Source organism: Thalassobacter sp. HA4-2 (assembly GCF_055693705.1).
Genome location: NZ_JBVFUK010000001.1, coordinates 139240 through 164623, shown reverse-complemented (window position 1 = coordinate 164623; position 25384 = coordinate 139240). Strand labels below are relative to the sequence as shown.

General features: G+C 61.8%; 24 protein-coding genes and 2 pseudogenes. 15 read left to right on the top strand and 11 right to left on the bottom strand.

The genetic code is table 11. From position 1 onward, the window contains the following. Positions 1 to 88: 88 nt before the first annotated feature. Genes ACZ1G0_RS00810 through ACZ1G0_RS00800 form a run of 3 tightly spaced genes read left to right on the top strand, consistent with a single transcriptional unit; the run spans position 89 to position 2285 of the window. Positions 89 to 793 carry an ABC transporter permease gene (locus ACZ1G0_RS00810; RefSeq protein WP_472735202.1) on the top strand — a complete coding sequence of 235 codons (705 nt, stop codon included), beginning with the start codon at positions 89 to 91 and terminating at the stop codon, positions 791 to 793. Next, a complete protein-coding gene (locus tag ACZ1G0_RS00805; RefSeq protein ID WP_472735201.1) occupies positions 790 to 1494 on the top strand; it encodes an ATP-binding cassette domain-containing protein in 705 nt (234 codons plus the stop codon). Before ACZ1G0_RS00810 ends, ACZ1G0_RS00805 begins: the two co-directional genes overlap by 4 nt. After that, positions 1491 to 2285, top strand: a complete 795-nt coding sequence (locus tag ACZ1G0_RS00800) for an ABC transporter substrate-binding protein (RefSeq protein WP_472735200.1) — start codon at positions 1491 to 1493, stop codon at positions 2283 to 2285. Before ACZ1G0_RS00805 ends, ACZ1G0_RS00800 begins: the two co-directional genes overlap by 4 nt. 90 nt (positions 2286 to 2375) lie before the next feature. On the opposite strand, the gene ACZ1G0_RS00795 is transcribed toward ACZ1G0_RS00800, so the two are convergent. The 4 genes and pseudogenes from ACZ1G0_RS00795 to ACZ1G0_RS00780 form a co-directional block, all read right to left on the bottom strand. Then, a complete protein-coding gene (locus ACZ1G0_RS00795; RefSeq protein WP_472735199.1) occupies positions 2376 to 2849 on the bottom strand; it encodes a DUF6505 family protein in 474 nt (157 codons plus the stop codon). Further along, on the bottom strand, positions 2846 to 3523 hold the full coding sequence (locus tag ACZ1G0_RS00790; protein ID WP_472735198.1) for a biotin/lipoate--protein ligase family protein: 678 nt from the start codon (positions 3521 to 3523) through the stop codon (positions 2846 to 2848). The genes ACZ1G0_RS00795 and ACZ1G0_RS00790 overlap by 4 nt, the downstream gene beginning before the upstream one ends. Before the next feature lie 19 nt (positions 3524 to 3542). Then, positions 3543 to 4614: pseudogene (locus ACZ1G0_RS00785) on the bottom strand (Mrp/NBP35 family ATP-binding protein). Continuing rightward, positions 4615 to 4806, bottom strand: coding sequence for a DUF6494 family protein (locus ACZ1G0_RS00780; RefSeq protein WP_472735197.1), 192 nt, complete (start codon positions 4804 to 4806; stop codon positions 4615 to 4617). Between the two features lie 53 nt (positions 4807 to 4859). On the opposite strand from ACZ1G0_RS00780, the gene ACZ1G0_RS00775 reads away from it, so the two are divergent. Further along, positions 4860 to 5579 (top strand): hypothetical protein, encoded by a 720-nt coding sequence (locus ACZ1G0_RS00775; RefSeq protein ID WP_472735196.1) that lies wholly within the window; start codon positions 4860 to 4862, stop codon positions 5577 to 5579. Here ACZ1G0_RS00775 and ACZ1G0_RS00770 read toward each other — a convergent pair. After that, positions 5573 to 7513, bottom strand: coding sequence for a 4Fe-4S binding protein (locus ACZ1G0_RS00770; RefSeq protein WP_472735195.1), 1941 nt, complete (start codon positions 7511 to 7513; stop codon positions 5573 to 5575). The two genes, ACZ1G0_RS00775 and ACZ1G0_RS00770, sit on opposite strands and share 7 nt — an antisense overlap. Before the next feature lie 362 nt (positions 7514 to 7875). On the opposite strand from ACZ1G0_RS00770, the gene ACZ1G0_RS00765 reads away from it, so the two are divergent. The 10 genes and pseudogenes from ACZ1G0_RS00765 (at position 7876) to ACZ1G0_RS00720 (ending at position 17377) form a co-directional block, all read left to right on the top strand. Next, positions 7876 to 8409 carry a DUF3305 domain-containing protein gene (locus tag ACZ1G0_RS00765; RefSeq protein ID WP_472737747.1) on the top strand — a complete coding sequence of 178 codons (534 nt, stop codon included), beginning with the start codon at positions 7876 to 7878 and terminating at the stop codon, positions 8407 to 8409. Then, a complete protein-coding gene (locus tag ACZ1G0_RS00760) occupies positions 8406 to 9017 on the top strand; it encodes a DUF3306 domain-containing protein (protein WP_472735194.1) in 612 nt (203 codons plus the stop codon). Before ACZ1G0_RS00765 ends, ACZ1G0_RS00760 begins: the two co-directional genes overlap by 4 nt. Before the next feature lie 5 nt (positions 9018 to 9022). Next, on the top strand, positions 9023 to 9619 hold the full coding sequence (locus tag ACZ1G0_RS00755) for a TorD/DmsD family molecular chaperone (RefSeq protein ID WP_472737746.1): 597 nt from the start codon (positions 9023 to 9025) through the stop codon (positions 9617 to 9619). A 29-nt stretch (positions 9620 to 9648) separates the two neighbouring features. Continuing rightward, the gene (locus tag ACZ1G0_RS00750) at positions 9649 to 9834 is read left to right on the top strand and encodes a twin-arginine translocation signal domain-containing protein (protein WP_472735193.1); all 186 of its coding nucleotides are present in this window, start codon (positions 9649 to 9651) and stop codon (positions 9832 to 9834) included. A 105-nt stretch (positions 9835 to 9939) separates the two neighbouring features. Next, the gene (locus ACZ1G0_RS00745; RefSeq protein ID WP_472735192.1) at positions 9940 to 12837 is read left to right on the top strand and encodes a formate dehydrogenase subunit alpha; all 2898 of its coding nucleotides are present in this window, start codon (positions 9940 to 9942) and stop codon (positions 12835 to 12837) included. Positions 12838 to 12850: 13 nt separating this feature from the next. Beyond that, positions 12851 to 13444 (top strand): formate dehydrogenase FDH3 subunit beta, encoded by a 594-nt coding sequence (gene fdh3B, locus ACZ1G0_RS00740; RefSeq protein ID WP_472735191.1) that lies wholly within the window; start codon positions 12851 to 12853, stop codon positions 13442 to 13444. Positions 13445 to 13548: 104 nt separating this feature from the next. Continuing rightward, positions 13549 to 14706: a formate dehydrogenase subunit gamma gene (locus tag ACZ1G0_RS00735; RefSeq protein ID WP_472735190.1), complete on the top strand. Its 1158-nt coding sequence runs from the start codon at positions 13549 to 13551 to the stop codon at positions 14704 to 14706. A gap of 2 nt (positions 14707 to 14708) precedes the next feature. Continuing rightward, the gene (locus tag ACZ1G0_RS00730; protein WP_472735189.1) at positions 14709 to 15944 is read left to right on the top strand and encodes a c-type cytochrome; all 1236 of its coding nucleotides are present in this window, start codon (positions 14709 to 14711) and stop codon (positions 15942 to 15944) included. Next, complete coding sequence (locus ACZ1G0_RS00725; RefSeq protein ID WP_472735188.1) at positions 15941 to 16066, top strand: hypothetical protein; 126 nt, start codon at positions 15941 to 15943, stop codon at positions 16064 to 16066. The genes ACZ1G0_RS00730 and ACZ1G0_RS00725 overlap by 4 nt, the downstream gene beginning before the upstream one ends. Further along, positions 16059 to 17377, top strand: a pseudogene (locus ACZ1G0_RS00720) (sigma-54-dependent transcriptional regulator). Before ACZ1G0_RS00725 ends, ACZ1G0_RS00720 begins: the two are co-directional and overlap by 8 nt. On the opposite strand, the gene ACZ1G0_RS00715 reads toward ACZ1G0_RS00720, so the two are convergent. From ACZ1G0_RS00715 to ACZ1G0_RS00705, 3 genes are read right to left on the bottom strand one after another with little or no spacing between them, the layout of a single operon-like run. After that, the gene (locus tag ACZ1G0_RS00715; RefSeq protein ID WP_472735187.1) at positions 17374 to 19278 is read right to left on the bottom strand and encodes a sensor histidine kinase; all 1905 of its coding nucleotides are present in this window, start codon (positions 19276 to 19278) and stop codon (positions 17374 to 17376) included. The pseudogene ACZ1G0_RS00720 and the gene ACZ1G0_RS00715 overlap by 4 nt on opposite strands. 30 nt (positions 19279 to 19308) lie before the next feature. Next, the gene (hslU, locus tag ACZ1G0_RS00710; RefSeq protein ID WP_472735186.1) at positions 19309 to 20610 is read right to left on the bottom strand and encodes an ATP-dependent protease ATPase subunit HslU; all 1302 of its coding nucleotides are present in this window, start codon (positions 20608 to 20610) and stop codon (positions 19309 to 19311) included. A gap of 18 nt (positions 20611 to 20628) precedes the next feature. Next, the gene (locus ACZ1G0_RS00705; protein WP_472735185.1) at positions 20629 to 21711 is read right to left on the bottom strand and encodes an alpha/beta hydrolase; all 1083 of its coding nucleotides are present in this window, start codon (positions 21709 to 21711) and stop codon (positions 20629 to 20631) included. Between the two features lie 55 nt (positions 21712 to 21766). Between ACZ1G0_RS00705 and ACZ1G0_RS00700 the strand changes: the two genes are divergently transcribed. Further along, complete coding sequence (locus ACZ1G0_RS00700) at positions 21767 to 22339, top strand: helix-turn-helix transcriptional regulator (protein WP_472735184.1); 573 nt, start codon at positions 21767 to 21769, stop codon at positions 22337 to 22339. On the opposite strand, the gene hslV is transcribed toward ACZ1G0_RS00700, so the two are convergent. From hslV to crtD, 3 genes are read right to left on the bottom strand one after another with little or no spacing between them, the layout of a single operon-like run. Then, complete coding sequence (gene hslV, locus ACZ1G0_RS00695; RefSeq protein WP_472735183.1) at positions 22336 to 22884, bottom strand: ATP-dependent protease subunit HslV; 549 nt, start codon at positions 22882 to 22884, stop codon at positions 22336 to 22338. The two genes, ACZ1G0_RS00700 and hslV, sit on opposite strands and share 4 nt — an antisense overlap. A 36-nt stretch (positions 22885 to 22920) precedes the next feature. Then, entirely contained in the window at positions 22921 to 23748 is an 828-nt protein-coding gene (gene crtC / locus ACZ1G0_RS00690) for a carotenoid 1,2-hydratase (protein WP_472735182.1), read from the bottom strand. Between the two features lie 38 nt (positions 23749 to 23786). Continuing rightward, entirely contained in the window at positions 23787 to 25316 is a 1530-nt protein-coding gene (crtD, locus tag ACZ1G0_RS00685; protein WP_472735181.1) for a 1-hydroxycarotenoid 3,4-desaturase CrtD, read from the bottom strand. Positions 25317 to 25384 lie beyond the last annotated feature (68 nt).

The following is a 25384-nucleotide window of genomic DNA, read 5'->3' as shown; positions in this document are numbered from 1 at the left end:
TGACCAATGCATGCCCGCATGAGTTTTCGGCCCTTTTGCCGTGCGTCGGAATGGTGTTCCTAGGTATACGAAAGCGGAGGGATTGCGGTTGAACGACCTATGGCAAGGTCTGGTGCAGGCGGCGTGGATGGTCGCCACCTTGGATGCAGAGCTGGTGGATATCACCCTGCGCTCTCTTCAGGTGACGTTGACCGCGCTGGTCATCGCCTGCGCCATCGCCTTGCCCCTTGCCGCGTTCCTGACAATCCGGCGGTTCCGGTTTCGCCGTACCGTAGTGGCGTTCCTAAACGCGCTGATGGGCTTGCCGCCCGTGGTCGTCGGATTGATTGTCTACGTTCTGCTGTCCCGGTCTGGGCCGTTTGGCGTATTCGGCCTTTTGTTCACCCCGTCCGCCATGATCATCGCTCAGGTGATTATCATCGTGCCTCTGATAGCGTCCATCGCGCATCAATCCATGCGTGACCTTTGGTCTGAATATCACGACCTGCTGATCTCTCTTAACACGACCCGGATGCAGCGGGTGCGCACCCTGATCTGGGACGGTCGCCGCGCCCTACTGACGGCCGCCTTGGCGGGCTTTGGCCGCGCTATCGGCGAAGTGGGCGCGATCATGATCGTAGGCGGAAACATCGACAACGCCACACGGGTGCTGACCACCGCCATCGCGCTGGAAACCGGCAAGGGAGAGTTCGCCTTGGCCCTGGCGCTTGGCTTCGTCCTGATCGGACTGGCGGTCATCGTAAACGGCGCAATCCATGGCCTGTCCCGCACAGAACGGGAGGGTCGGTGGTGAGCCTGTTTCCCCTGATTGTCGAGGGTGCTGTCGTGGCGCGGCGTGGCAAGACTCTTGTCGGGCCCATTGATCTGACCATCGCGCGCAACACCGGCACCACGATTGTCATGGGTCCGAACGGCGCGGGCAAGACGACCCTTCTCAAGATGCTGCACGGTTTGGTGCGTTTGAAATCCGGCACCGTGCAATGGGCCAGCGACGCCCTGCACGCCCAGTCCTTTGTGTTTCAACAGCCGATCCTTCTGCGCCGGACGGTTTGTGACAACATCGCCTATCCGTTGGTGCTGCGAGGGGTGTCGCGCAAAATCGCCCGCGCACAAGCGGCGGATTGGGGTGTTCGGGTCGGGCTTGGTCATGCACTGGACCGCAGCGCACCGGATCTGTCTGGCGGAGAACGCCAGAAAATGGCGCTGGCCCGTGCGCTGATCACCGAACCGCAAGTTTTGTTTCTGGACGAACCCTGCGCCAGCCTGGACGGACGTGCCACCAAGGACATCGAGACCATCTTGACCGAAGCAGCCGCCAATGGGACCCGCCTGATCATGTCGACCCACGACATGGGACAGGCGCGGCGTTTGGCCGATGACGTGCTGTTCCTACACCGGGGCGAGGTGCGTGAAGTGACAGATGCAAAGACCTTTTTTCACCGGCCCGCGACCGCAGAGGCGCAGGCCTTTATCAGAGGAGATATCTTGGAATGATCCGTAACCTTACAATCGCGCTGACCGCGATCGCCTTTGCCATGCCTGTTTCTGCCGAAACGATGAAGATGGCTGTCACGACAAGCTTTCACAATTCCGGGTTGTCTGACGTTCTGCTGCCCGCGATCAAAGAAGATACCGGGCTAGAGGTGCAATTGCTGGTCGTCGGCACGGGTCAAGCGATCCGTCTGGGTGAGGCGGGTGATGTGGACGCCATTCTGGTACATTCCCGCGCAGCTGAGGATGCCTTTATCAAGGGGGGTTATGGCACCCATCGAACAGAGATCATGTATAATGATTTTGTCTTTATCGGCCCTGAAAGCGATCCAGCCGGCGTTACGGGTGCTGACGATGCCGCTGCCGCTTTGACTGCCGTGGCCGAGGCGCAGGCGAATTTTGTTAGCCGCGGTGATGACAGTGGCACCCACAAGAAAGAGCTGTCCCTGTGGTCTGGCGCAGGCATCGCGCCTGAGGGCGCGTGGTACAAAGAAGTCGGCGCAGGCATGGGCGCAGCGCTGAACACCGCATCTGGCCTTAACGCCTACATCATGTCCGATCGCGCAAGTTGGTTGAATTTTGGCAACAAGGGGGATCTGGCGTTGTTGTTTGCCGGGGACCCGGTGTTGTTCAACCAATACGCCTATTTGCCCGTAAATCCCGAACTGCATGGGCATGTAAACGAGGACGCGGCCAAGACGCTCGAGGCTTGGTTGGTGTCCGACACCGCGCGTGAGTTGATCAATAGCTATCAGATCAACGGAGAGACCTTGTTTACCTTCAACGCTGAGTGATTGCGCTGGACCTTTGGTCCATCGCCACGCTGGGGGCGTTGCCCCCAGACCCCCCAGGAGTATTTTTGACCCAATGAAAGGGTCAGTTTTCTATTCACTCACGTGGATGGCAAACTGGTCAAGGCCAGCTTCTTGCGGTTCGATGGATCGGTAGGATTCCTTGACGCCGGCTTCGGTCAATTCACGGGCTACGGTCAAAAGAGTGTTCGGATCATGGTCCGCGCAGAGGTCCATCATATGCATCACCTCGTCGGCGGCAACAGGGCGTGCGGCCTCCAGGCTTGGGGCCCCGTAATATGTGACGAAGTGTTGGGCAAGAGTATCTGTGACGTGGTCGATTTCAGCTTGGGTGGCTTGGGTGACGGCCACAAAGGTCACGCGTCCGCTTGTTTCGACACCCATCCAACCATTGGCAAAGGCTTGGCGGGCTTTTCCCTCCAGGTCGCCTTCGCCCCAGTTCGAAAACTCGAACCCGCCGGACACGCACCATTCCGATGTGCGGGCAGGGTTGGCAAAGACGCGCATGTCGGACTCGTCAAAGTGGATGGCGCGGGCCAGTTTCATGTCGTTTCCTTTAAGTGATGGGTGAGGGGGATAAGTTCGGTGCCAGTCTCCGTGCGCAAGAGCATCCCAAAGCTTTCATCCACGCCCATGAAGGTGCCGGATTTACCATAGACAGAGACGTCTTCGCCAATATCGGGCACAAGGCCGCGCCATTCGTTGTGCAGGGGGCGTGGGCCCTCGTCTTCCCAGCGGGCGATCCAGGACAAGGTGTGGCGCGACCAGCTTTCGATCAGGTGGACGGGGTCGACCTCGGCGCAGCCTTCCTCAAACAGGGCGGTCTGATCGGGCACATCGCCGGGTACTGCGGCCAGCATCAAGGGGACTTCAAAGCCTACGACTAGCCATTCGGGGGTTTCATGCGGTTCGGTGGTGGAGGCTTGCATTTGCATGCGCCCACAGGCCGCCCCATTGACCCGAATGCCGCCTTGCCAGTCCAGATGGACTGCCAATTCCGGCGGTGCCAGCGCGCCCAGGGCGTTCTGGAAGCCGACACCGCACAGGGGCAGCATCGCTGCGGCGTCACGCAGGGGAACCTCGGGCGCAAAAACAAGTGCGGCGGCGATGTGATCGGCGGCAAGGTTGTAGACCACAAGGCCTGCTTCACAGCCCATGACGGCGCGTTGCACCGCCACCGCCATGGGACTGGTCGCGCCTTGGACGGCCTCACCGGACATCAAAGGGGGAAGGTGGGCGTCATGCCTTGCCCTTTGCGATCAGGTCGCGGGCGACTTTGCGGAACGCTTCGGCCTGGGGGCTGTCGGGGGCGGATACCACGATGGGCGCGCCGCCGTCTGCTGCCTGTCGAGATCGACAGATGCAGTGGGATTTCGGCCAGAAGGGGGACGCCCATCTTCGCCGCCTCTGCCGAGACGCCGCCATGGCCGAACACATGTTCCTCGTTCCCGCACTTGGAACAGATATGCGTGGACATGTTTTCGATCATGCCGACGATTTCAACGCCCAGCTGGTTGAACATGTCTACGCCCTTGCGCGCGTCGATCAGGGCCACGTCTTGGGGGGTCGAGACGATCACCGCCCCATCCACAGGGGCCTTTTGCGCAAGGGTCATCTGTACGTCCCCGGTGCCGGGGGGCAGGTCCACCAGCAGAACATCCAGTGCGCCCCATTGCACCTGACTCATCATCTGTTGCAGGGCCCCCATCAGCATGGGGCCGCGCCAGACGACGGCTTGGTCTTCGTTTGTCATCAGGCCAATCGACATCATGGTGACGCCGTGGTTGCGCATGGGCAGGATGGTTTTGCCATCGGGTGACGCCGGGCGGCCTGATACACCCAACATGCGCGGTTGGCTGGGGCCATACACGTCTGCATCCAGCAGGCCAACGCGGCGACCCTCGGCTGCAAGCGCGCAAGCGATGTTGGCAGACACTGTGGATTTGCCCACGCCGCCCTTACCGGACGCAATCGCGATGATGCGGTCCACGCCGGGGATCGCCTCGGGGCCCGCTGGTTTCGCGGTTGCATGGCTGTGGCCACCTCCCTTCAGGTCCGGCGGGGCGGAGGCAGTGTGCCCCGTCAGCACGATAGACACGGTTTCGACCCCATCCAAAGCGTTCAAGGCGGCCTCGGCCTGATCCTTGGCAACCCCGTAGGCGTCGGCTTTGGACGGATCAATCTCCATCACAAAGCGCACGGCACCCCCGTCCACATTCAAGGCGCGCATCACGCCGCTGCTGACGATGTCGCCACCGGATGGATCGTCAATGCCCTTTAGAACCTCGAGAACTACGTCACGGTTAGCCATTCAATCGCGCCCCTTGATCGTGCCGGATACGGTGTGTTCCATGTCGAGCCCGTCTATGGTGATAACGGCCTTGGCGGTGAATTCCTTGCCCGAGGCCTCTGCATCGCGCATGGCGTCCTCGATGGCCTGTTGCGAGGTGACACCCACCTGCTTCAGGAACTTGCGCATGGACATGTTGAAATCGTCGCTCATGGGTTTCTCCGGTGTGGTTGACGCATGTGTGGGCCGCTCTCTAGGCTGATCCCATGCGAGTGGTGATCTTGATGATATGCCTTGCCCTGTGCGGCCCGGCGGTGGCGGATGACAGGTTGGTGCGTTTGGCAGTGCCCCAAGCGTTGGTCGATACGGGGCTGATGCAGCATATCCTGCCGCGCTTCAGCCTCAAGACCCAAGTTAGGGTCGAATTGGTCCACCTTGAGGATCGGGCGGAGGCGCGGCTGGGGTCGTCGGGAGCCCCCGTGTTTGTGGGTGACCAAATTTGGCACCTGAGCGTCACGGACCATCCCGGCGCCCAGCGGTTCAAAGACTGGCTGACGGGCGATATTGGACAGCGCACTGTGCTGTCGTATGCCGATGGCATGTTCACTCTGCCGCAGGCCACGGCCGTAGTCGATACCCTGCCCGTCTTTGATGGCGACGCGACCCAAGGCCTGGTTCTGGCCGAGGCGCACTGCGGTCGTTGCCACGCGGTGACGGACGCGGGGCGCATGGGGTCCATCGGGTCTACCCCGTCGTTTGCGGTGATGCGCACGTTCCCCGATTGGGAGTACAGGTTCAGCGCGTTCTACGTCCTGCAACCCCACGGCTCGTTCACTCAGATCGCAGACATCACCCAGCCGTTCCAAGCCCATCTGCCGCCTGCAATCGTGCCTATCGAGATGACCCAAGATGAGCTGACCGCGATCCTGGCCTATGTGGCCGAGATCACGCCCGCCGATTTGGGTGCGCCCCTGCGTCATCAGTGATCTTTCCGATTGGACAGGTAATCATCGGTGCTTCGTGGCTTGGGCCGTTCCCCGCCGGAGAACGGGTTGTTCTGGCTGTGGTACTGGGCGTTGATCCGGCAGTTGTCGCACATCTGGATCATCCGTGACGCCTCGGGGTTGGCGAACATGCTGTGCTTGCCGGCCAGTTTCTCCATTATCTTGTCGATGGTGGATTGGACACCGAATAGAGCCCCGCATTCGATGCATTCGGCTGGCTTCTCCTCGTGGATCACGGTCTGGTTCAGGGCCGCGTCGGTCAGGTTCAGGCGTGGTTCATAAGTGATCGCATCCTCGGGGCAGACGTTTGCGCATAGGCCGCATTGTAGGCAGGCGTCCTCTTGGAACCGCAGCTGGGGCAGGTCGGGGTTATCGCCAAGCGCACCCGTGGGACACAAGGACACGCAAGACAGACACAGGGTGCAGCTGTCCTTATCCACCAGAACTGCGCCATAGGGTGCGGTGTCAGGTAGGGTTAGGGTCTGTTCGCCCACCAGTGCCTTGGCCGCCGTGCGGGTGATCTGCCGCCGGGTGCCCATGGGGCGCACTGGGGTCGCGATGGGGTCCGGGGCCTGTGTGTCGTACAGGGCCGCTTCCATGACGTCGGGATCTTGTTCATCCAGCACGCGCACCCGGTCGCTGATGGCATTGGCCAGCGCAACCTCTTGTGTCATGGCCAGACGGTCCGTGCCCCGGTTGAGCAGTACGGTCACATCCGCAAATCCGGCGGCGATGGCAGCCACCATTTCCGCGTGGCCAAAGGCGTTCAGGGCCGACATCTCCATCGGGATGACATCGGCGGGTAGACCGCGGCCGAAGCGTGCGGACATGCGCACCATCTCGGCCCCTTCGGACCCCATGACCAACAGGCGCGGCGCGGTGCCGCCAGCGTCCAGGAACCCTTTTGCAAGGGTCTGAACACGGCGGAACGTCATGTCTACGGCGGGGGCATCGTAGCTGATGGCCCCGGAAGGACACAGCGCCGAACAGGCCCCGCAACCGGCGCAGACCATAGGGTCAATCGCCACATGTTCACCCGCAGATGTGATCGCGGTTGTGGGGCAAATGTCTATGCAGTTGGTGCAGGCGGTCTGTTCCGCGCGGGAATGGGCGCACAACAGCGGTTCAAGTTTCACATACAGCGGTTTTTCGAAGGTGCCGACGAGATGGCTTGCCTCCATCACGGCGCTGGCCACGGACAGCGGGTCGCCGGGATCGGGGCGCAGATAACCTTCGCGCTTTTCCGGGGCGGGGAACATTGGTGTGCCGCCAGTCAGGTCAAGTATCACGTCACAGGCCGATTGCCCGCCATCGCGGGGGTCGGTCCATGTGGGGATACGGCCCGCCGGGTCGCGCTGTTGCAGGGCGTCAAATGTCACTTCAAACCCGCCAAGCGCACCGGTTGCCCGGCGCACACGCCCCCGGATCGCATCGAAATCGCGGGACGCAGGCGGGTCGACATCGTCGGTGATGCAGACGGTGACCGTCAGGAAATCCGCCAGTTTGGTGGCGGCGTCCACTGCGCGATCCTCGGGACCGATAATCAGGCAGATGCCTTCGCTTTCCACGTCCATCGCTTTGGTGGGGGCAACGGGTAAGACTGCTTCTGCTGCAAGGGCGGACATTTTGGGCAGTTTGGAGGCGGGATCATCGGACCAACCGGCCCGATCTCTTAGGTCTAGAAAGGCGGGGGCAGGGGCCTCGATTTCGTCTGCGAGGGCTTCGAACAGGGCGGTTTCCTGACCGCAACAAATTATTGCATCCCCTCCCGATAGGGCCTTGGCCGCGAGGTCAACTTGCGCCGTGCACAGTCCTGTGTGCACCTTGGAGCATGCAAGTCCTGTCGTCTTGGATAGGCCGTCCGAATCGAGCGATTGCGTCCCTGCACAATCACATAAAATCAACGTCTTAGACATCGATTCCTCCCGCTGTTGGTCCCTTTCCAGGTGCGTTATCGCAGCCGGTTTATTGGGTTCAAAAGGCCATGATTGAGGACGGTCGGCAAGTGCATTTTGCGAGGGAACCGCAGTGGACGAACGCGCCGCACAGAGACGAATCACCTAACCAGCGGTGCCAACCCCAAACCTGACGGAAACAATAAAGTTAGACAGTTTGTCTAAGTGGCGCGCAATGGTTCGGTGCATTTACCCAATGTGACCGCCATGTGCAAAATCTGCCTGATGCGGCGAAATGGGGCTTTGGCGGGCGAAGTCAAATGGTGCACCGTTGTATGCGGAGGAACGACCATTTGTCCGATTATCGTGGCCCATATGCGACCTTGCCCCTAGGCATCGTCATTCGGCGCACCCCCGGGGTGACCCGCTGGGCCGCGCATGCATGGACCGCCGCTGCCGTCCTGCCCGGTGCGGCCCCTGCCACGTGGCGCGAGTTGCGCCGTGAAGGGGACGCCGTCGAATTTCATGCCGACACGGTAATGCTGGAACTGTTCGGCGCGGATACCGAAGCCTACCTGCACGGCCTACACGCGAAAGTGCCCTCGATTTACATTGTGATGCGGGACGGGACGGATCACCCTTTGGACATCATCCTCGCCACTGCCTCCCCGTACGAGGCGCAGGACTATTGCGACAGCGGCGAAGAGATCATCGAGAAAGTCGCCATGCCCGATGCCCTGCGCGCCTGGGTTCAGGATTTCGTAGATCAGCACCACGCCGAAGAGGCGTTCAAAAAGCGCAAGCGTGACAAAACCCGCACGGATCAGGTCGAAGATGGTGTAGGGGATGCACGGATCGCGCAGGCGTCCGATGTCTACCGCTCCCCCCAAGGCAAACGCCGGAGGGTCATGCAATGAGCGATTTCTGGTCCCGCCGCCGCGCCCGGGTTGAGGCCGAACAAGCCGCCGAGGCCGCCCGCGCTGAACTGGCCGAGGCCGAAGCGCGCGAAGCGGCCTTGGCTGAAAAATCGGACGAAGAGATCCTCGCAGATCTCGGTCTGCCCGATCCCGATACGCTGGTCGAAGGTGATGATTTCACCCCCTTCATGTCCAAGGCTGTGCCCGCCCGTATCCGCAGCCGCGCCCTGCGCAAGCTGTGGCGGTTGAACCCCGTACTGGCAAATGTCGACGGGCTGGTAGACTACGGCGAGGATTTCACCGACGCGGCCTGTGTGATCGAAAACATGGCCACCGCGTACCAAGTGGGCAAAGGCATGTTGAAGCATGTCATCGCCCAGGAAGAGGCCGCCAAGGCAAAAGCCGAGGCGGAGGACGACATGACCGACGACCTGCCGGACGACCTTGAAACAGAGACTGTTTTGGTAGCGGCAGCAGAAGACGACGACCCTGCGCTGGACCAGACCCCGGCTTACGATCCCCCCGAGACTGAAGAAACCGACCCCGCCCCGCGCGTGCCGAAACGCATGCGCTTTGCCTTTCCTGATGATCAAAGGAGCCCCGCGTGAGCGCGATGCCTGACACAAAGATCAACGAAGAGGATCGCCTGCGCGCGGACCTGTACAACTACCTTGGCCTGATGTTGGCCGGGCCGCCTGATGAAATGCTGTTGGCCCAAACGGCGGGTCTTTCGGGCGACGACACGCCCTTGGGTCAGGCGATCACCAGTCTGGCCAAGGTTGCCAAGGTCACGAAACCCGCCGCCGCTGAACGGGAATACAACGCCCTGTTCATCGGTCTGGCCCGGGGCGAATTGCTGCCCTACGCCAGCTATTACCTGACCGGGTTCCTGAACGAAAAACCGCTGGCGGCCCTGCGTCAAGACATGGCCGCCAGCGCCATGACTCGGGCCGAAAACGTGTTCGAGCCTGAGGACAACATCGCATCCCTGATGGAGATGATGGGCGCGCTGATCGTGGGACGGTTCGGCACGCCCGCCACCCTGTCCGACCAGCGGGCGTTTTACAACAAGCACATCGGCCCTTGGGCCGGTCTGTTTTATTCGGATTTGGAAGGGGCAAAGTCCTCGGTCCTTTATGCATCTTTGGCTCAGGTGGGCCGGATTTTCATGGAGATCGAGGCGGAGTCCTTCCGAATGACTGCGGAATGATCCGCGTAACCAAGAAGGGGAGATATCCCATGTCCAAGAAGGAAGAGGCCTCGCGCCGCGACTTTCTCAAACTGGCTGCAACATCTGCGCCTGCCGCAGCGGTCGCCTTGACCGCGACAGGCGGGACCGCCGAAGCCGCCCAGCCAGACCTGACATCCGAGACGATGCAGGACACCGCGCACACCCGCGCCTACCTCGACAGCGCCCGTTTCTAGGACGCCGTACCCAAGCCCGAGGACGACTGGTTGCGTGACGCCCGACTGTCCAAGGAAAACCTGAACGACCCGAAGGGCGTATGCCCAAAGGGAGGAGAGTGAAACATGCTTAGGAAAAAGACCAATGGGGTTGCGCGACGCTCCCAACGGACCTCGATCCTGTCTGATGTCGCAGAGAAATCTGTCGACCGCCGCGCGTTCCTGCGTGGCAGCGGTTTGGCCATTGGTGGCCTTGCTGCGATTGCCGCGACGGGCGGCACTGTCACCAAAGCCGATGCTGCCGCTGGTGCGGCCACTGGCGCGGTAGACCTCAAGAAATCTGTCTGCACCCACTGTTCGGTCGGTTGTACCGTCGTGGCCGAGGTGCAGAACGGCGTTTGGACCGGGCAAGAACCTGGTTGGGATAGCCCTTTCAACCTGGGTGCCCACTGCGCCAAGGGGGCTGCTGTCCGCGAACACGCCCACGGCGAGCGCCGCCTGAAGTACCCGATGAAGAAAGAAAACGGGGAATGGAAACGCATCAGCTGGGAGCAAGCGATCAACGAGATCGGCGACGGCATGATGGATATCCGCAAGGAATCCGGCCCCGATAGCGTCTACTGGCTCGGCTCTGCCAAGCACAACAACGAACAGGCTTATCTGTTCCGCAAGTTCGCCGCCTATTGGGGCACGAACAACGTGGATCACCAGGCGCGGATCTGCCACTCGACCACCGTTGCGGGTGTTGCGAACACATGGGGCTACGGCGCCATGACCAACAGCTACAACGATATCCACAATTCCAAGGCGATCTTCATGATCGGGTCAAACGCAGCCGAGGCGCACCCCGTGTCCCTGCTGCACATCCTGAAAGCCAAGGAACAAAACAACGCCCCCGTCATCGTGTGCGACCCGCGCTTTACGCGCACCGCCGCCCACGCCGACGAATACGTGCGGTTCCGTCCCGGGTCCGACGTGGCGCTGGTCTGGGGTATTCTGTACCATATCTTTGAAAACGGTTGGGAAGACAAAGAGTTCATCCGCACCCGCGTTTGGGGCATGGACCAGATCAAGGAAGAAGTTGCCAAGTGGACGCCCGAGGAAGTGGAGCGTGTCACCGGCACCCCCGGTTCCCAGCTGAAACGTGTGGCCCGGACGCTGGCCAACAACCGCCCCGGCACCGTGATCTGGTGTATGGGTGGCACACAGCACACCAACGGCAACAACAACACCCGTGCGTATTGCATCCTGCAGCTGGCCCTGGGCAACATGGGTACATCGGGCGGCGGTACCAACATCTTCCGCGGCCACGACAACGTACAGGGTGCGACGGACCTTGGCGTTCTGTCCCACACGCTGCCCGGCTACTACGGCCTGTCGGCGGGCGCATGGGCCCACTGGGCGCGTGTCTGGGGCGAGGATCTAGATTGGCTGAAAGGTCAGTTCGCGACCACCACCGGCAAGGACGGCAAGGAAAAGGCGCTGATGAACCTGACCGGGATCCCCGTATCTCGCTGGATCGACGGTGTTCTGGAAGACCCCGAAAACACGGACAACCCTGCCGCCGTGCGCGCCATGGTTTTGTGGGGCCACGCGCCGAACTCTCAGACCCGTATGACGGAGATGAAGACGGCGATGGAAAAGCTCGACATGCTTGTCGTGATCGACCCCTTCCCCACCGTGTCTGCCGTGCTGCATGACCGCACCGATGGTGTGTACCTGCTGCCTGCTGCGACGCAGTTTGAAACCCGTGGGTCTGTCACGGCATCGAACCGGTCTATCCAGTGGCGTGAGCAGATCATGGACCCGCTGTTCGAATCCAAAGCGGACCATGAAATCATTGGCCTGTTCGCGAACAAGTTCGGGTTTGCCGATCGTCTGTTCCGCAACATCGAGATGGACGACGAAAACACGCCCAACCCTGAATCGACCCTGCGGGAGATCAACAAGGGCATGTGGACCATCGGATACACGGGTCAAACGCCCGAGCGTCTGAAGATGCACATGGAAAACCAGCACACCTTCGACCGCACCACGTTGCAGGCGATCGGTGGCCCGGCTGATGGGGACTATTACGGTCTACCATGGCCCTGCTGGGGCAACGCCGAGATCAATCACCCCGGCACACCCAACCTGTACGACATGAGCAAGCCTGTGTCCGAAGGTGGCCTGACCTTCCGTGCGCGTTTTGGCGTGGAACGGGACGGGGACAACCTGCTGGCCGAAGGCGTCTATTCCAAGAATTCGGAAATCCAGGATGGGTACCCCGAATTCACGATGCAGATGCTGATGGATCTGGGTTGGGACAGTGACCTGACGCCTGAGGAACGCGCCGCGATTGATGCAGTGGCCGGTCCGAAAACCAACTGGAAAACTGACCTTTCGGGCGGCATCCAGCGGGTGGCGATCAAGCATGAATGTGCGCCCTTCGGCAACGCCAAGGCGCGTGCGGTCGTGTGGACCTTCCCCGATCCGGTGCCCCTGCACCGCGAGCCGCTGTACACCAACCGTCGTGATCTGGTCGAAGACTATCCGACATACGAGGACCGTCATGCCTACCGCCTGCCGACCCTCTATGCGTCGATCCAGAAAAACGACTTCTCCAAGGACTATCCGATCATCCTGACTTCGGGCCGTCTGGTGGAGTATGAGGGCGGCGGGGACGAAACCCGGTCCAACCCTTGGCTGGCTGAATTGCAGCAAGACATGTTCGTCGAAATCAACACCCGCGATGCCAACAACCTTGGTGTTCGGGACGGCGCGCAGGTCTGGGTCGAAGGGCCCGAAGGCGGCAAGGTCAAAGTCATGGCCATGGTCACTGAACGGGTCGGCGAGGGCGTTGCCTTCATGCCGTTCCACTTCGGCGGTCATTTCCAAGGCAAAGACCAGCGGTCCAAATACCCCGAGGGGGCGGATCCGTATGTGCTGGGTGAATCCACCAACACGGCACAGACCTACGGGTACGACTCCGTGACCCAAATGCAGGAGACGAAGGCGACTCTCTGCAAAATCTCTGTAGCTTAAGGAGACCTGAAACATGGCAAGAGCTAAGTTCCTGTGTGACGCCGAACGCTGCATTGAATGCAACGCCTGCGTCACCGCGTGTAAAAACGAACACGAGGTGCCTTGGGGCATCAACCGGCGCCGTGTGGTGACCATTCAGGACGGACAACCGGGCGAACGCTCGATTTCCGTGGCCTGTATGCACTGCTCGGACGCGCCTTGTATGGCCGTGTGCCCGGTGGATTGCTTCTATCAGACAGACGATGGGGTGGTTCTGCACTCCAAAGATCTGTGCATTGGCTGTGGCTACTGCTTCTACGCGTGTCCGTTTGGCGCGCCGCAGTACCCGCAGGCGGGCAACTTTGGCAGCCGCGGCAAGATGGACAAATGTACCTTCTGCGCCGGTGGCCCCGAGGAAACCCACTCCAACGCTGAATTCAGCAAATACGGTCGTAACCGTATTGCCGAAGGCAAGCTGCCGATCTGTGCTGAAATGTGCTCCACCAAAGCGCTGCTGGCTGGTGACGGCGACGTCGTGTCCGCCATTTACCGCGAGCGTGTGGTCGCCCGTGGCTTTGGCTCCGGCGCTTGGGGCTGGGGTACAGCCTACGAACAGAAAGACGGGTAAAAGCCCGCTTTCCACCCCGGGCCTTTGTATGGGGCCCGGGGTTTTCCAATTTTCCGACAGGTTGAGGACAGGTGTCCTCCCACCCCGATAGCAGAGGACCCAAAATGCGCGCCCTTCTATGCCTATTCATTACGTGCCTCACATTGGCATTTCCTGCCGTAGCCCAACAGGCGCCCGGCACCACACTCGAAGATATTCTGGCCCGTCAGGCGGGCACCGGCGGCGAAATGCGCCAGCCTCCTGCACCATTCAGCGACGGCACAGCTGCGGGCCACGCCAATCAGCTGGGCACCCTTGGGGGTGCATCCGATAGCGACATCTGGGCCGCTCTGCGGTTTGGGACCGAAGAAGTCGAAGTCTCTGCCGGCGGACCAGAGGCGCGCGTCGTCATGCAAGACCGTGGCATGACGTGGCTGCAGTTCCGTGAAGGGCCGATGGCAACCTACGGCGGTTGGGCCTTGATCGGGACGCTGATTGCGTTGGCCGTGTTCTACCTGCTGCGCGGTCGGATCGCAGTGGATGCAGGCATGAATGGACGCACCGTCACCCGGTTTCAGTTTATCGAACGGTTTGCCCATTGGGTTCTGGCTGGGTCATTCATCCTGCTGGGCTTCACCGGCTTGGCGGTTTTGTTCGGCCGCGCGGTGATTATCCCGTTGTTCGGTCACGAGGCGAATGCGAACATTCTGTGGCTGTCCAAGATCGTCCACAACAACGTCGCTTGGCCCTTTATGGTCGCGCTGGTGATGGTGTTCTTCCTATGGGTCGTTCACAACATTCCAAACCGCCACGATATCACGTGGTTCCGTCAGTTTGGCGGTATCATCGGGTCCAAGCACCCCCCGGCCAAGAAGTTTAACGCGGGTCAAAAGCTGATTTTCTGGTCTGTGATCCTGTTTGGCGGTGCGATTTCTCTGACAGGCGTGTCCTTGCTGTTCCCGTTCGAGGTGCAGATCTTTGCCCCTGTGTTCACCGTGATGAACGACATGGGGCTGTCGGGCCTGATCTTGGGCGAGGCGCTGCCACAACAGCTGTCGCCCCACGAGGAAATGCAGTTTGCAACCCTGATCCACGCCATGGCGGCCTTTGTCCTGATGGCAATCATCATCGCGCATATCTACATCGGGTCCGTCGGAATGGAGGGCGCGGCCGAGGCGATGACCACCGGCGAGGTGGACGAGGCTTGGGCGCATCAACACCACTCCATTTGGTTGGACGAGGTGAAGGCCAAAGAAGCGCCGAACGCCACCCCGGCAGAGTAGCCATGCGCGCCTTGTTGATCTGTGCGGTGCTGGCCTCGCCCGTCGCCGCGCAGGACTTCACAACGCTCAAAGGACACGGCGGCCCCATCATGGGGATCGCCGTGTCCGATGCGGGCCAAGTGATCACCGCCAGTTTCGACAACGCCTTGGGCCGCTGGACAGACCGTCTACCCGAATGGTTGGATGGTCACGCGGCAGCGGTGACGGCCCTGACTGTAGACGGCGAGACCATCTATTCCGGTTCTGACGATTTCACCGTACGTGCATGGCCCGGCGGGGTGATCGGGGAACATCTAGGTAAGGTGACCAGCATTGCCGTGGGTCCACAGGTTGCCTCCGGTTCATGGGACGGGACGGTCCGGCTGTGGCCAGAGGGTACAGTGATCGACACGCGTGGTGGGGTGAACGATGTGGTGTGGCAGGGCGATGATCTGCTGGTCGCCACCACCAAGGGCGAGATCACCCGACACTTCACCGATGGTCGTTCGCCTGAGCCGTTGGTGCGCAATGGGTTCGGGGTCAACACTCTGGTCCTTGGGGGCGATTGGCTGGCCTATGGTGCCGTCGACGGTGTGACCCGAGTTGTGGATGCCCAGACTGGCCAAGCCATCCGGGACTTCACGCTGGAACGCCGCCCGGTGCTGGCCATGGCCTATCATGCGGACACCCATCAACTGGCCGTCGGAGATGGTGACGGTTTCATCATGATGATCGACACGGTGGACTGGCGCATCACACGGGACTTCAGGGCCACCCGCCAAGGTCCGATCTGGGCGCTTGCCTTCGGGCCGCAGGGTCAGATGATTTATGCGGGCGGGATTGACGATGTAGCCTATGGCTGGCCTGTGGCCTTGCTGGGCGAATTCGACCCTATCGCTGGTCCGACCCGCCCGTTTCTGGCCGATGCCGACACCATGCCCAATGGCGAACGGCAGTTCGCGCGCAAGTGTTCCATTTGCCACGACCTGACCCCCGGCCCGTCCCGAAAGGCGGGTCCAACCCTTGCCGGTGTCTTCGGGCGGCAAGCGGGCGTGGTGCCCGGATATACCTATTCAGACACGCTGGACGGCTCGCCCATCATCTGGAACGATGACACCATCGACGCGCTGTTTGACATTGGCCCGGACCACTATATCCCCGGGTCCAAGATGCCCATGCAACGGATAACCGCGCCCGAAGATCGGGCAGACCTGATCGCCTATATGCGCGACGCAACCAAAGACGGAGAAGACAGATGAAAGCCATGTGGATCGGATTTGTAGCCATCGTCGTGATTTCGGTCGGCGCAAATGTGGTGCTGGAACAGATCGGTTTTTCCAACGCAGATCGCCTGAGCGGCGAGGCCGTTCGGCTTGACTGACGCGCCCGATTACGGGGCCAGCCTTGCGGCGGCCTCGGTTCTGGTGATCGACGACGAACCGGGCATGCGCAACTTTCTGTCCAAGGTGTTGGAGCCGCGCTGTCGCCACGTCGGCCAAGCCGCCAGCGTGACCGAGGCAGAAGCGCTGTTGGATCAGGCACACTTCGACCTTGTGATCCTCGACAACATCATGCCCGGCACGCGCGGCCTGGACTGGATCAAGGCGCAGCAGGACGTGGGTCTTTTTGCCGACACGATCATGATCACTGCCTATGCCGACTTGGAAACCGCCATCAACGCCTTGCGCGCGGGGGTGGTCGATTTCGTTCTAAAGCCGTTTCGCGCCAATCAAATCCTGAACGCAGTGGCCCGCGCCATGGATCGCAAGGTGCTGCGCCGCGAGAATTCCCTACTGCGGCACGAGCTGGGCGAGGGCGCGCCTGTGCGTTTGTTGGGCAAATCCCCCGCGATTACAGAGGTGCGTGCCCTGTTGCACCGACTGGCCCCCATGCCCACACCGGTCCTCTTCACCGGGGCCAGCGGGACAGGCAAGGAAATTGCCGCCCGCACCCTGCACGGATTATCAAATCGTGCGGACAAACCCTTTGTCCCCATCAACTGCGCCGCGTTGTCCGGTGATCGTCTGGCTGAACACTTGTTTGGGCGTGTCGATGGCCCGGACGGGTTATTTCTGAACGCGGACGGGGGCACTCTGTTCCTAGACGAGGTCGCGCAGATGCCCGACACCGTTCAGGCCGCTATCCTGCGTGTGCTGGAGGACAACCGCATCCGCCCTTTTGGGGCAGAACGGGATGTGCCGCTGGACCTGCGGTTCCTGTTTGCCACCAACGCCGACCTGCCCGACGCGGTGGCAAAAGGCACCTTCCGCGCGGATCTGTACCACCGAATGAACGTCGTTGGTGTGCAGATGCCAACCTTGGCCGAACGGGGCGAAGATCTGGTGGAACTGGCCGCCATGTTCATGACAGACATCGCTGGCAAACTGGCCGTGCCCCCCTTGGCACTGGATGACCAGACCCTGTTGAACCTGCGCCGCTACGGATGGCCCGGCAATGTGCGGGAACTGCGCAACACTATCGAGCGGTCCTTGATCCTTGGCCACTTCCCCCTGAATTTGCAGGTGACGGGCCGGTCACAGGGGCCGAGGCCATCGAAAATCTGGAACTGGTCACCCAACGTCACATCATGGCGGTGCTGGATGCCTGTGGCGGCAACCGAGCCGAGGCTGCCCGCCGCCTCGGGGTCAGTCGCAAGACAATAGACCGCAAATTCGCCACGTGGTCCGGTTAGGCGGCGGGCAGCCAGACTGTGAACTCTGCCCCTTGGTCCAGATTGCGCACGCTGATCTGACCGCCTGCTTGCCCCACGATTTGTTGGCTGATGGACAGACCCAGCCCCGTGCCTTCGCCTAACTTGGTGGTGAAGAAGGGGTCAAACACATGGGTCAGCTTATCCTTGGGCACGCCGGGTCCCGTATCCGTCACCCGTAGGCGCGCGCCGCCCTTGTGGGTGTCGAGTGTCAGAGTGATCTGTCCCGCCCCGTTCATCGCCTGCATCGCGTTCATCAACAGATTTATGACGACTTGCTGCAACTCTCCGGTCTGTGCGGGCACAGCGGGGGCGGGGCCGAGGTTGGTCTGAACCGTGATGTTGGCGCGGGACAGCTCATGTTCCACAAGGATCAGGCAATCGGTCACAACAGGGCCAAGGGCGGCAATCCCGGGGCTGTGATCCACGGGCCGCGCAAAGTGCAATAGTTTGGACACGATCGCCTCGATCCGCTGCACCTGTCGGTCGATCAGGTTCAGTTCCGTGTCGACGGCGCGTGTGTCCCCAAGGGTTTGCCGCACCACGTCCACGTTGCCTTGGATGACGGCCACGGGATTGTTGATTTCATGTGCCACACCGGCGGTGATTTCGCCGATAGAGGCCAGCTTTTCCGACACCACCAACTGTTGGTAAGTCTCGGCCAGTTTGTCGTTCGCCTCGCGCAGCTCGCGGGTGCGGGAATCGACCCTATCATTTAGATCAGCGGCCCAGTTGCGCAGGGCGCGGTCCCGTTCTTGCACTTGATCCAAAAGGCTGTCGAGGTGCCGTGCAACTTGTCCGACCTCGTCGCGTCGGGTCTGGGGGCCGTTGCGAGCGGTCAGATCACCACCCTCTACCTTGCGCATGGTCTTGGTCATCTTTTCCAGCGGCTCAAAGATACCCGAGGCCATGCGCAACAACAGCGGCGCAGATAGCAGGATCACGATCAGGAACGCACCAACCATCGCCCCATAGGCCGACCGCTTGGTCGCGTTGAACGGTGCCTCGAGGAACCCGACATAGAGCATCCCGATCCGATCCCCGAAGCTGTCCGTGAGGGGCACATAGCCTGAGATATACCAGTCGTTCACCACAAAGGCCCGGTCCAGCCACGTCTGCCCTTGGTCCAGTACGCGGGCGCGGACCTCGGCGCTGACCCGTGTGCCAAGGGCGCGGACATCCTCGAACAGACGCACATTTGTGGACACGCGCACATCGTCCAGAAACAGTGTGACAGTGCCTGCGCGAGCTTCCTCGCTGTAAATCAAAGTGTTTATCGTGTCGATAAAGTCGAGATTTCGGTTCAAAAGGATACCACCCACCAGCACGCCCGTGTGTCCGGGCAGATCCACCGGGCTGGCCGTGTGGATCACCATGCCGCGGGCCTCTTCATTTTCGGTGGTGGGTGCCGCGGCGGGCGTGTCGATCAGGGTCAGGCGCGCACGGTTGGCCACGGGGTAGGGCATGTCATCGGGGGCCATGACGTCAATCGCCGTTGCAGGCACACCGGTGGCGGCTTGGCGGATCACGGGCCAACTGCTGTCGTTTGCAACGAGCAGGGGTACATAAACCAGGAAATCCAAGCCCTGTCGCGCCGCGACCGTTTCTAGGTATCCCCCAAGTGTATACGGGTTTTCGTTCAGGATTGCCTGCAATCCGGCGCTTTGCCCGATCGCGGCGACCGTCTCGCCGGTGTTGTCCATGATGCGGGCAAGGTATTGTTCCGCCACCCGCAAGTCCGAGGCGACCTTGTCCGTCAGGACCTGATCATAGTCCGCTGTCCATCGTGCCATCGCTAGAAAGAACAACAGCGGCATCAGCGCCACGAGGGGCAGCAGGGCCAGCGTCAACAGGCGCAGGCGAACGGATCTAAGCGGGTTCATGCGCCGACCCTAGCAGCGGGCGCCCCTCGGTCAAAGCACGTAGCGGCTGACGTCCGTGGACCGGGCCAGTTCGCCCAGTTGATCCTCGACAAACGCGGCATCCACCGTCACCTGTTGCCCGCCCTTGTCGGGGGCATGGAAGGACAGATCCTCGAACACCCGTTCCAGCACGGTGTACAGGCGCCGCGCGCCAATGTTCTCCACACTTTCGTTCACTTCCGCCGCGATCTTGGCCAGCGCTGCGATCCCTTCGGAGGTGAAGGTCACGGTGACGTCTTCGGTGGCCATCAGGGCGGTGTATTGCCGGGTCAGGGCGTTGTCGGTATCGGTCAGGATACGGACGAAATCGTCTTCGGTCAGGGCACGCAGTTCCACGCGAATGGGCAAGCGGCCCTGAAGTTCGGGCAGCAGGTCCGACGGTTTGGCCACGTGAAACGCGCCCGACGCGATGAACAGGATGTGGTCGGTCTTTACCGTGCCGTGCTTGGTGCTGACGGTGGTGCCCTCGATCAGGGGCAGCAGGTCGCGCTGCACCCCTTCGCGGGATACATCCGCCCCGCGCGCATCGGCCCGGGCGCACACCTTGTCGATCTCGTCCAAAAACACGATGCCGTTCTGTTCAACAGCAGTGATCGCTTCGCGCTTGACGGTTTCATCGTCCAGCAGCTTGTCCGCCTCTTCCTCGATCAGCAGGTCATAGCTGGCCGCGACAGTCAGTCGTTTCTTGACCGTGCGCTGGAACGCCTTGCCGAACATCGCGCCCAGATCCATCATCTGGCCCATGCCGGGTTGGCCGGGGATTTCCAGGCCGCCCATGGGGTTGGAGGTATCGGCCAGTTCCAGCTCGATCACCTTGTCATCAAGCTCGCCACTGCGCAGCTTTTTGCGGAACATCTCGCGGGTGCCTTCGCGGGCATCTTCCCCGGCCAGCGCGTCGATCACACGATCTTCGGCGGCCTGGTGGGCACCGGCCTTTACGTCCTCGCGCATGTGGTCGCGGACCATCGTGATTGCCGATTCCACCAGATCGCGGATGATTTGTTCCACGTCGCGCCCGACATAGCCGACTTCGGTGAATTTCGTGGCCTCGACCTTCAGGAACGGTGCGCGGGCCAGTTTCGCCAGACGGCGGCTGATCTCGGTCTTGCCCACGCCGGTGGGGCCGATCATCAGGATGTTCTTGGGGTACACCTCGTCGCGCAGATCATCGCCCAACTGCTTGCGCCGCCAACGGTTGCGCAGGGCCACGGCCACGGCCCGCTTGGCGTCGTTCTGGCCGATGATGAAACGATCCAGTTCGGACACAATCTCGCGGGGGGTCAGGGTGGTCATGGCGGTCTCCTTTGCCTCTTAGTTAGACGCTCTGGGGCTAAGTACAATGCGTGTGGCGTTGCGCACTTGGATCACGGTGCCGGGGATCAGACCAGCGCGGGTCGAGGGGTCGGCGGCCAGGGCCGCGTCGATGCTGTTCATCTGCCGAATGATCCGGATCGCGAGCGGCGAGCTGACGGCCGTCAGGTGCCGCGCCTCGTCCCCGCCGCGTGACAGGGCGGCGACGTCAATCAGGGTCACGGATAGATCGGCCAGCGGTTCGGCGCTGGCAAGGTTGCCGACCCGTGCGGACTGTCCCGTGAGGCCCGCAGACAGCCGAAGGGCGCGATCCCGGGCAGAGGTGAAGATCACGAACGGCTGGGGCAGGGGGCCGATGCGCGCAGCTTGGGCGCGAAATACATCCACATCCACATCTGGGGAGATCAGCACAACTGCGCTGATCCGGTTCAACACGTCGTGCCGTCCCGCAATGGCAAGGCCGCGCAGCGCCTCCATCGTCAGGGCGGACCCGACGCTGTGTGCGACGATCACAAGCCCCTTCGCTTGGGTCGCGGCAAGGGTTTCGATGGTGCGCTCCAACCCATCCCGGGCAAACAGGACCGAATCCCTGTCATAGGCATAGCCCAAGGGATGCCCCGCAGACGGCCAAGCGTAGTGCGCCGCGACCCCGTCAAAGCCAAAATCCTCGACCATCTGGACCTGACGCAGGATACCGTCCGCAAAGGTGTTGTTGTAGCCATGGATGTACAGCATCACCTCTTTGTCCGGGCTTTCGCGCAAGGCGCGGTTTAGGGCGGGGATTGGCTTTTCTAGGGTCTGTTCCTCTGCCACCAGCATATGCCGCGTAGGGTCGATCACAGTGCCCTTTGGGTAGGACACGGCCCCCGGTTTACGGTCTGAGGGCAGGGTAATGGCATAGCGGGTAACGGTGGCCTGTTCCCTGCGCAGAGTTCCGGGTTGTCCCGTTTCAGGGTCGATACCGCGCTGCGTCGTCACAAAGATATCGCGCGTCGCCACTTCTGTCCCCATGGGGACAGGCACCAAAGCGGCCCGAGGGGCGCAGGCGGTCAGCAGCAGGATCAGGGGCAAAAGGCGCAACATGCCCACAGGCCTAAGCGCCGTAGCGCCGGGCCGCAAGAGCGTGGTAGAAAGGCCCATGCAACAGATCACACGCAGAAACATGTTCGGCGGGATTGCCTTGGCGATGCTGTCACCTCAATGCCTGTCCGCCGCGCAGGTGGACGCGCACTTGGCCCAGATCGACGACCGCACCCTGCACAGCCTATTGCGCGGGATCGTCCTGTTAGAGGCGTTGGGCGATCCGGTGATCGACGCGGATGCAGGGGCACTGGTGGATCTGATCGAACCCCGCCTGCCCGGTGCGCAGCACTTGGTGCAGGTGTTGCGGGCCTATCGTTGGCGCGGGGGCCTTGGCGCGTGGCGGCCAGAGGATGGCCCGGCCTTGGAAACGGTCCATGATGCCATCGCCGCGGCACGCCCCCTGTCGTTCCGCTACACGGACCTTGAGGGCGAAATCACAGCCCGTACCGTCCTGCCCCTTGCCGTGATCCACCCGGCCAGCGGGTTTCAGGTCTTGGCGTGGTGCGGCCTGCGCAACGATCATCGCAAGTTCTTTGTCCGACACATGCGGGGGATAACGGTTGGGGCAGGCGATTTCCGCGCCGACCGCCCGGGCCTGCTGGCCAGTCTGGCCGAGAGGGAGGCCTAGCCGATCGCCTCTACGGTCAGGTTGCCGTTGGTGTAGACACAGATGTCGGACGCAATCGCCATGGCTTTGCGCGCGATCTCTTCGGCAGACAGGTCGGTGTCCATCAGGGCGCGCCCGGCGGCCAGCGCATAGTTCCCACCCGATCCAATTGCGGTGACGTCATGTTCGGGTTCCAGCACGTCGCCCGCCCCGGTAATCACGAACAGGTCAGTGCCATCGGTGACGATCAACATCGCCTCCAGCTTTTGCAGGTACTTGTCCGTGCGCCAGTCCTTGGCCAGTTCAACACTGGCGCGGGCCAATTGGCCGGGGGTGGCCTCCAGCTTGGTCTCCAGCCGTTCAAGCAGTGTAAACGCATCGGCGGTGGACCCGGCGAACCCGACTATAACCTCGTGACCACCGGGCTTAATCCGCCGCACTTTGCGCGCGGTGCCCTTGATCACGGTCTGGCCAAGGCTGACCTGTCCGTCGCCCGCAATCACCACCTGCCCGCCCTTGCGGACGCCGATGATGGTGGTGCCGTGCCAGTTTGGAAAATCGCTCATGTCAGCCTCCGTTTTCAACAATATGGAGGGCGCGGGTCAGAATTGCCAGCGGGCGCGGCGCGGGACTTTGACTGCGAGCATGGGCTTGATCAGTTTGGAGCCGAAACGGTTCAGGTCCAGCGCCTCATGGACACCAACGGTGCGATGTCCGTCGATGGTCGTCTCCACCGCACTGCGGGAATAGAACGGCGCGTCGAGCATCATCTTGACCTCGCGCGGCTGGGGCGCGCCCGCATCGCATCGGGTCTCGCGTTTCACCAACCACCGGGACCGTTTGAACCGGGTCAGGGGTGGGCCGTCGATTTGTTCGATCGACCCGTCATCCCCAAACCGCACCGCCGTGTGCAGGGACGTGCCATCGCGACGGTCCGCGTCGTAGAATGTGACCGACCCGCCGGGCACAGGAAACCGGCCCCATGTCCAATAGCTGAAATCATCCTCTAGCGCCGCAGTGCCAAAGTTGCTGTCGAAATACCCATGCCCCGACCATTGCCACCCGGGGCGGTTCAGATCGACTTCAATGTCCGAGCTGGGGGCAAAGGGGCGCCAGATGTGACTGCCGTCCTTGGTCAGGGGGAGTTCAATGTTCGTGACGTTCTTGGGTCGAATTCTGACCTTGCCCGACAGACGTTGTGCGTGGGGCGTGGAAACCTCGTTGATATCAATCAACAGCGTCTCCCCATCCCAATGCAGCGACGATGGCCCAACGGTCATCGTGTCGCTGGACAGTTGCAACGCCGACCGCCCCCGGTCTGTCATGGTCCACCGCCCGCCGCGTCCGTAGGTGGCGACGTTGATGCAGCAGTGGTTGGCAGGATCGCGGCGACCCGACCACCGATACCAAGGGCTGAACACGGATCCCACAAAGGCGATGATGCTGATGGCACGGGTGCCGCAATCGCTTAGGCCGTCGATGTACCACCACGCATAGCCGTTTTCGGGGACACAGAGGTCGAAGTTCGGTCGCTCTCGATCGCCGCGGCCACGTGCAAGGCGGAGAGTGCTGCCATCGGGATCCCCGCCCCCGGGTGTGCTCCGCCCCCTGCCAGATACAGACCCGGGATGCGGGTGCGTGCCGTCGGACGCCTCAAGGCTGCCGTCATCCCATGTGGGGATCGCCCGTACAGCGACCCGTCCGAGCCCGGGAACAATCCGTTGAACATCTCGGGCGTTGTCAGGGATGGCGTGTCCGGCGTCGGCGTGAACTGCAGGCCCATGTCGGCCAGGCGGTCGAAGGTGGTCGTTCGGCATTGGGTCATTTCCTGCGGGTTAGGGTCTGTCGCGCGGCGGGGTGGGCCGTTGAGGATGATTTCGAACCGCTCTGTCCCCGTGGGGACAGACTGGGTACCGCGATCCTGCGCGCAGACGTAAAGCGTGCCTTTGGCGGGCATCTGACCGCGCCCGCAGGCGTCAAATTCTGCGCGCGGTTCGTCGGTGAAAAACACGTTGTGATGGTCCAGCGGCACGCCAGACGGTTCGGCGGCAAAGGACCAGACATAGGCAGACAGGCTTCGAGGGCTGACTGTGTCGGCGGGCACGGCGTCGCGCACCCCTTCGGCCAGAAATCCACGTGTCAGAGCCTGTGGATCGCCTGCAAAAATGATCTGATCGGCGGCAAAGCGGCCCTTGTCCGTGTGCACTGCAACGGCGCGGTCGCCCTGCACTTCTATCCGTGTGGCATGGGTGTCGTAGTGAAACGTGACGCCTTTGCGCTTGGCCACACGCTCCATCGCGGCGGCCAGATTGTGCATCCCGCCGTCCACGCGCCAGACGCCCTGCGCCTCTGCGTGCCAGATCAGGCCTAGCACCGCCGGAGAGGCATAGGGCGACCCACCCACATAGGTCGCATAGCGCCCGAACAATTGCTGCAAGCGTGCGTCGTCAAAGGTCATGGCCAAGCTGCGCGCGAGTGACAGGCCCGGGGCCATGGCGGGGATCAAAGACGGGTTGCGCAGCACGTGGGCGGTCAGCTTCGAAAGGTTCGGCTCCGCCGCGCGCATCATGGGGGCGTCGAACGCATCGAACAGTTTTGCGGCGCGATCGCAGAACCGGGTGAATTGCCGCACGGCCTTGGCCCCGGCGAACTGTCCAACGGCATTGAGGGTGCGCGCGCGGTCGGCGTAGAAATCGACCGTGCTGCCATCGGGCCACCAGTGGCGCGCCAGTACGTCTTCGGCCACCAATGTCACTTCATCGGACAATTCAGCCCCGGCGCTGCGGAACAAATCCTCGAACACCCAACGCATGGTCATCACGGTGGGACCTGCATCTACGGGTCCAGCAACAGACGGCACAGTCCGCATCTTTCCGCCTGGTTTATCGTGCGATTCCAATACGATAACTTCAGCATCGCCCGACAGGCGCAATGCGCTGGCGAGGCCGCCGACGCCGGCGCCGATGATGACAATCTTTTGCGACATGTCGGATATCATTGACTCCTTCGCATGTATTGTCCAGTTTGGTTTACAGTACGTTGTCAGAAATCACTGACATATTGCAG

Bases quoted from the DNA above. Each gene is read 5' to 3' on its own strand.
- ACZ1G0_RS00800 (WP_472735200.1), top strand. From the start codon at position 1,491: ATGATCCGTAACCTTACAATCGCGCTGACCGCGATCGCCTTTGCCATG.
- ACZ1G0_RS00795 (WP_472735199.1), bottom strand. From the start codon at position 2,849: ATGAAACTGGCCCGCGCCATCCACTTTGACGAGTCCGACATGCGCGTC.
- ACZ1G0_RS00790 (WP_472735198.1), bottom strand. From the start codon at position 3,523: ATGTCCGGTGAGGCCGTCCAAGGCGCGACCAGTCCCATGGCGGTGGCG.
- ACZ1G0_RS00780 (WP_472735197.1), bottom strand. From the start codon at position 4,806: ATGAGCGACGATTTCAACATGTCCATGCGCAAGTTCCTGAAGCAGGTG.
- ACZ1G0_RS00775 (WP_472735196.1), top strand. From the start codon at position 4,860: ATGCGAGTGGTGATCTTGATGATATGCCTTGCCCTGTGCGGCCCGGCG.
- ACZ1G0_RS00770 (WP_472735195.1), bottom strand. From the start codon at position 7,513: ATGTCTAAGACGTTGATTTTATGTGATTGTGCAGGGACGCAATCGCTC.
- ACZ1G0_RS00760 (WP_472735194.1), top strand. From the start codon at position 8,406: ATGAGCGATTTCTGGTCCCGCCGCCGCGCCCGGGTTGAGGCCGAACAA.
- ACZ1G0_RS00755 (WP_472737746.1), top strand. From the start codon at position 9,023: ATGCCTGACACAAAGATCAACGAAGAGGATCGCCTGCGCGCGGACCTG.
- ACZ1G0_RS00750 (WP_472735193.1), top strand. From the start codon at position 9,649: ATGTCCAAGAAGGAAGAGGCCTCGCGCCGCGACTTTCTCAAACTGGCT.
- ACZ1G0_RS00745 (WP_472735192.1), top strand. From the start codon at position 9,940: ATGCTTAGGAAAAAGACCAATGGGGTTGCGCGACGCTCCCAACGGACC.
- fdh3B (WP_472735191.1), top strand. From the start codon at position 12,851: ATGGCAAGAGCTAAGTTCCTGTGTGACGCCGAACGCTGCATTGAATGC.
- ACZ1G0_RS00735 (WP_472735190.1), top strand. From the start codon at position 13,549: ATGCGCGCCCTTCTATGCCTATTCATTACGTGCCTCACATTGGCATTT.
- ACZ1G0_RS00730 (WP_472735189.1), top strand. From the start codon at position 14,709: ATGCGCGCCTTGTTGATCTGTGCGGTGCTGGCCTCGCCCGTCGCCGCG.
- ACZ1G0_RS00725 (WP_472735188.1), top strand. From the start codon at position 15,941: ATGAAAGCCATGTGGATCGGATTTGTAGCCATCGTCGTGATTTCGGTC.
- ACZ1G0_RS00715 (WP_472735187.1), bottom strand. From the start codon at position 19,278: ATGAACCCGCTTAGATCCGTTCGCCTGCGCCTGTTGACGCTGGCCCTG.
- hslU (WP_472735186.1), bottom strand. From the start codon at position 20,610: ATGACCACCCTGACCCCCCGCGAGATTGTGTCCGAACTGGATCGTTTC.
- ACZ1G0_RS00705 (WP_472735185.1), bottom strand. From the start codon at position 21,711: ATGTTGCGCCTTTTGCCCCTGATCCTGCTGCTGACCGCCTGCGCCCCT.
- ACZ1G0_RS00700 (WP_472735184.1), top strand. From the start codon at position 21,767: ATGCAACAGATCACACGCAGAAACATGTTCGGCGGGATTGCCTTGGCG.
- hslV (WP_472735183.1), bottom strand. From the start codon at position 22,884: ATGAGCGATTTTCCAAACTGGCACGGCACCACCATCATCGGCGTCCGC.
- crtD (WP_472735181.1), bottom strand. From the start codon at position 25,316: ATGATATCCGACATGTCGCAAAAGATTGTCATCATCGGCGCCGGCGTC.